Genomic DNA, 4,779 nt, shown 5'->3' with positions numbered 1-4,779 from the left:
ACAGGAAGTAGTTACAACTGTGGGGTAGTGAACAGACTTCATTTTCCACTAACATAAGAAACATAGCTAAAATTCTAGGCATTATGCTTTTACTCCTTTTTTAAGCCACATTTCATCAATAGCACCCGTGCGAATTTGCATAGGGTAAACATGCTCATTCTCATCAATCATGACATCGACAAAAACTAAGCGATTTTTAATACTAAAGGCTTGGCTTAGTTTTTCATCCAACTCATCTAAAGTATTGATTTGAATACCCACATGACCATAAGCCTCGGCAAGTTTAACAAAGTCAGGTAGAGATTCCATATAAGAAGAGGAGTGACGGCCGCCATAAACCATGTCTTGCCATTGGCGTACCATGCCAAGAGAGCGGTTATTTAAGGTGATAATAACCACGGATAAGTTATATTGTGAGCAGGTAGAAAGCTCTTGGATATTCATTTGAATCGAGCCATCACCGGTGATGCAAATAACATCTTTATCGGGGAAAGCGAGTTTTACCCCCATAGCCGCTGGCAAGCCAAACCCCATTGTGCCTAAACCACCTGAATTGATCCATTGTCGTGGTTTGGCAAAGGGATAGTATTGCGCAGCAAACATTTGATGTTGGCCAACATCAGAGCAAACATAAGCTTCCCCCTTGGTTATCTTATACATGGCTTCTATCACACGTTGTGGTTTTATTTTTTCACCGGCAATTTGCTCATAACTATTACTTTTGACCGCACGCCATAAGTTGATTTGTTGCCACCATTGGCTTAACGCACTTTCATCTGGGGTGAATTTAATTTCATTGAGTTCATCGAGCAGTTGCTGCATAACTATTTCCACTAAGCCAACCACAGGGATATGGGCATTAATGGTTTTAGAAATAGACGTTGGGTCAATATCTACATGAATGATGGTTGCGTTGGGGCAGAATTTTTCAACATTGTTAGTCACTCTATCATCAAAACGAGCACCTAGCGCTAAAATAACATCAGCATTTGCCATGGTTTTATTTGCTTCAAGACTGCCGTGCAGGCCCAGCATACCAACAAACTGTTTATGAGTACCTGATATACCACCCAGTCCCATTAAGGTGTTTGTTATAGGAGCCTTAAGTGTCTCTACCAGCTTAGTTAGTAATTCGGAGGCATTAGCTATGATAATGCCACCACCAGAATAGACCACCAATTTTTTTGCCTTAGCAATGGTTTGCGCCGCTTTTCTAATTTGCTTAGGATGGCCCTTAACATTTGGGTTATAAGAGCGCATTTTAATCTCAGTATTGATATTAAAAGGTGCCTTGTTTTGTGGGGTTAATATATCCTTAGGTAGCTCTATTACTACGGGACCAGGTCTACCTGTGCTTGCAATATAGAAGGCCTTAGCGATGGCATCAGGTATATCAGTTAGGCTTCGACAGTTAAAACTGTGTTTAATTATAGGGCGAGTACAACCAACGATATCCGTTTCTTGAAAAGCATCATTACCTATTAGCGACGTGGCAACTTGCCCAGCAAGAATAACCATGGGGATAGAGTCCATATAAGCCGTTGCTATGCCAGTAATACAGTTCGTTGCCCCTGGGCCTGACGTTGCTAACACCACACCGACTTCTCCCGTTGCTCTAGTATAACCATCAGCCATATGAGTGGCCGCTTGTTCATGACGTACTAGAATATGTTCAATCTCATCTTGTTGAAATATAGCGTCATATATATCTAAAACGGAGCCGCCGGGGTAGCCAAAAATGTACTTAACTTTAAGTGCTGATAGTGATTTAACTACCATTTCAGCACCGGTAAAAAGTTCTGTTGTCATACCATCACCTTGTTTATTTTAATTTTGCTTATTGAAAATGAAGTTTATTGTTTAGGTTGAATAAATAAATGTTGAGCAAATAAAAAACCCCCGGTCTTATAAAGAGCGAGGGTTTGTTAATATGCTTACTTAATCGTTGTTGTTAAGCACCAGACATCCTCGCTAGCGATGAAAGCACCACTAGGACTATGAGGACGACATTGAGGACTGTTTTTTTAATTATCATACTAATTTTAACAAAAACGTAAATATTTTAATGGCTACTATTGTTAAAGACTTTACTCGTTGGTGTCAATCAAAAATTACAAAACAACGAAAAAAGTATCTTTATTCTTTTGTTCTACCCCTTGACTGTAACTTTATATAACGTGCTGTTACAAGAAATCGTACTTTAAAACAATTTAAATCACTGTTTTACCTATATTAGTAATACGTTTTGATTTATATTAACGGTCAGGTTATCCCGCAGACCAATTGACTTAAAACACCGGTCTTACTACAAAATGGAACAGATATGACCCCACTTAAATTATTAATTATTGCCTGCTTAATTGCTTTTACCGCAGGTTGTGCCACACATTCAGCTAAAGTTGACTTTGACCGAAATACTGACATTGAAACCATGCACTATAAAACCTTTGCTTGGTTAACCAAAGGGAAAATTATGGCGCCAGCAGTTGATATCAACCCCGTGATGAAACAACGAGTTGATAACAGCATAGAGCAAGCTTTTATTGCTAAAGGTTATCAGTTAGTGGCTAATGCTGAAAATGCGGATTTTACTATTTCTTATACGGTTGGCAGTCGCGATAAAATTAAAGTAAATAGCTATCCAGCGACTTATAATACCGGCTTTGGCTGGGGTCGAGGTTACTATGGTGGTCGTGGCTATTACGGTAGTATGTCTATGGGCACTGAAACCAGTGTTAGACAATATACCGAAGGCAAGTTAGCGATTGATATCTATGATGTTAAAACTCACCAGCCAGTATGGCATGGTTGGGCGACCAAGCGTTTAACCTCAGATGATAAAGAAGCACCATCAGCAATGTTGAATGATATTGTTGTGAAAGTTGTGAGTCAGTTCAACTAAATAATAACGTTCTATATCGGGTATAAAAAAACGGCGCTAAGCCGTTTTTTTTGTTTAAAATAAGTAATTTAAGCTAGGTAAGGTTACGCTAATAAAGGGACTTTTTTGTAATATTCCTAGTAATTTAGCTGTTCTGAATTACACTCATATTATGGTCTCCCTCAACATAATAGACATCAATGAGTAACTTTATTTTTCAAGACGAAATTGAAGATGAAATTAACGATAAACCGCATAAAACCGATAAAGTTTGGCGTATTTTAGTTATTGATGATGATGAATCTGTTCACCAAGTAACTAAACTAGTACTTGCTGATGCTGAAATTGAGCATAGAAAATTAGAAATCGTCTCCGCTTTTTCTAGTAAACAAGCGAAAGAAATTATGTTAAATGATAATTCTTTTTGCATGGCTTTTGTTGATGTAGTGATGGAAACTGACCATGCTGGTTTAGAGCTGGTTGAATGGATTAGAAAAGACCTTAAAAATCAAGCTATTCGCTTAATATTACGTACTGGTCAAGCTGGCTCGGCCCCAGAGGCAAAAGTCATTAAAGAGTTTGATATTAATGACTATAAAGAAAAAACTGATTTTACTGCCAATAAAATGATCACCACAGTGTATGCCAGTATTCGTGCCTATCGTGACATTATGACTATTCAGCGCAGTCTGGATGCCTTTAAAAAACTTATTGCCACGACTCATGATTTATTAAAAATCAATCAATTAAAGAATTTTGGCTCAGCAGCACTTGCTCACTTACTTACCTTGATGAATGTTGAAAGCTCTGCCCTCTATATTGCTAGAACTCAAGTTGATTTTGCCAAACAAACCACTAGTTCAATTATTGCTTGTACGGGGAAGTATGTTTGTGAGTCAGATTCTTTGGAAGCCTCGAATATTGATAAACAAGTAAAAGCTAGAATTCAGCAAGTATTTATTGATAAAAGTCACTATCGCGATGACAGCTGTTTTGTTGGTTATTATCAGGCGTCGAGTAATTCTGCCTCAGTACTCTATATTGAGTTTGAAGATGATAATGAGCACTTTAAAGCCAGTTTAGCTGAGTTATTTGCCACCAATGTAGCCCTTGTTCTTGAAAGCTTAACAAAGCAACAAGAAATAGAGAAAACCCAAAGAGAGTTACTCTTTATTGTTGGTGAGGCGGTGGAAGCTCGAAGTAAAGAAACCGGCGCCCATGTGCGCCGTGTAGCTATTATTTGCGATATACTGGCAAAAAAATTCGGTTTAGAAGACAGCTTTGTTGAAGCAATCCGCTTAGCTGCGCCATTACATGATTTAGGCAAGATAGCCATCCCGGAACATATTTTACATAAGCCTGGCAAGTTAGAGGGCGAAGATTGGGAAATAATGAAATCTCATGCGCAAATTGGTGCTGATATTTTAGAAAAATCTACGGTAAGTATTTCTAAATTAGCCGCTCGACTGGCAAATTATCATCATGAAAATTGGGATGGCAGTGGTTACCCCAAAGGCTTAAAAGGAGAAGAGATACCGGTTGAGGCTCGAATCATGGCGGTAGCAGATGTCTTTGATGCCTTGGGTTCAAAGCGTTGTTATAAAGAGCCCTGGCCAGCTGAAAAAATAAAAGAGTTCTTATTATCACAAAGAGGTATAAAATTTGAGGCGAAATTAGTCAATATAATGGTTGAGGATTTTGATGAGTTTTTACAAGTAAGGCTAGATTACCCTGACTATGCAGATCCAGAACATTAATTAGGGTTCAGTTGTAGTTTAGTGTGGGTGAGTAAACAAGCGAGACGCATAAACCCATCCATGGCTGAGGGATCCCCATTTCTTTATCTGAATTGTGCATCCGCGCATGCCTTTAACCCTCCTAGTGCTAGAGCAATGTCA

At 38.6% G+C, this 4,779-nt stretch carries 3 protein-coding genes; 2 read left to right on the top strand and 1 reads right to left on the bottom strand.

What is annotated here, in order from left to right; translation table 11 throughout:
- Positions 1-81: 81 nt before the first annotated feature.
- A complete protein-coding gene (locus MTCD1_RS17975; protein WP_057180514.1) occupies positions 82-1,809 on the bottom strand; it encodes an acetolactate synthase 3 large subunit in 1,728 nt (575 codons plus the stop codon).
- Between the two features lie 514 nt (positions 1,810-2,323).
- On the opposite strand from MTCD1_RS17975, the gene MTCD1_RS17970 reads away from it, so the two are divergent.
- Positions 2,324-2,902, top strand: a complete 579-nt coding sequence (locus MTCD1_RS17970) for a DUF4136 domain-containing protein (protein ID WP_057180516.1) — start codon at positions 2,324-2,326, stop codon at positions 2,900-2,902.
- A gap of 179 nt (positions 2,903-3,081) precedes the next feature.
- A complete protein-coding gene (locus tag MTCD1_RS17965; protein ID WP_057180517.1) occupies positions 3,082-4,638 on the top strand; it encodes an HD domain-containing phosphohydrolase in 1,557 nt (518 codons plus the stop codon).
- Positions 4,639-4,779: the final 141 nt, after the last annotated feature.

Origin of the sequence: Colwellia marinimaniae, from assembly GCF_002207865.1 — a bacterium.
GTDB lineage: Bacteria > Pseudomonadota > Gammaproteobacteria > Enterobacterales > Alteromonadaceae > Colwellia > Colwellia marinimaniae.
The sequence above is the reverse complement of the archived record's forward strand: the minus strand, read 5'-3'. Positions and strand labels throughout refer to the sequence as shown.

Coding starts and splice junctions, on each gene's coding strand:
- MTCD1_RS17975 (WP_057180514.1), bottom strand. CDS start 1,809: ATGACAACAGAACTTTTTACCGGTGCTGAAATGGTAGTTAAATCACTA.
- MTCD1_RS17970 (WP_057180516.1), top strand. CDS start 2,324: ATGACCCCACTTAAATTATTAATTATTGCCTGCTTAATTGCTTTTACC.
- MTCD1_RS17965 (WP_057180517.1), top strand. CDS start 3,082: ATGAGTAACTTTATTTTTCAAGACGAAATTGAAGATGAAATTAACGAT.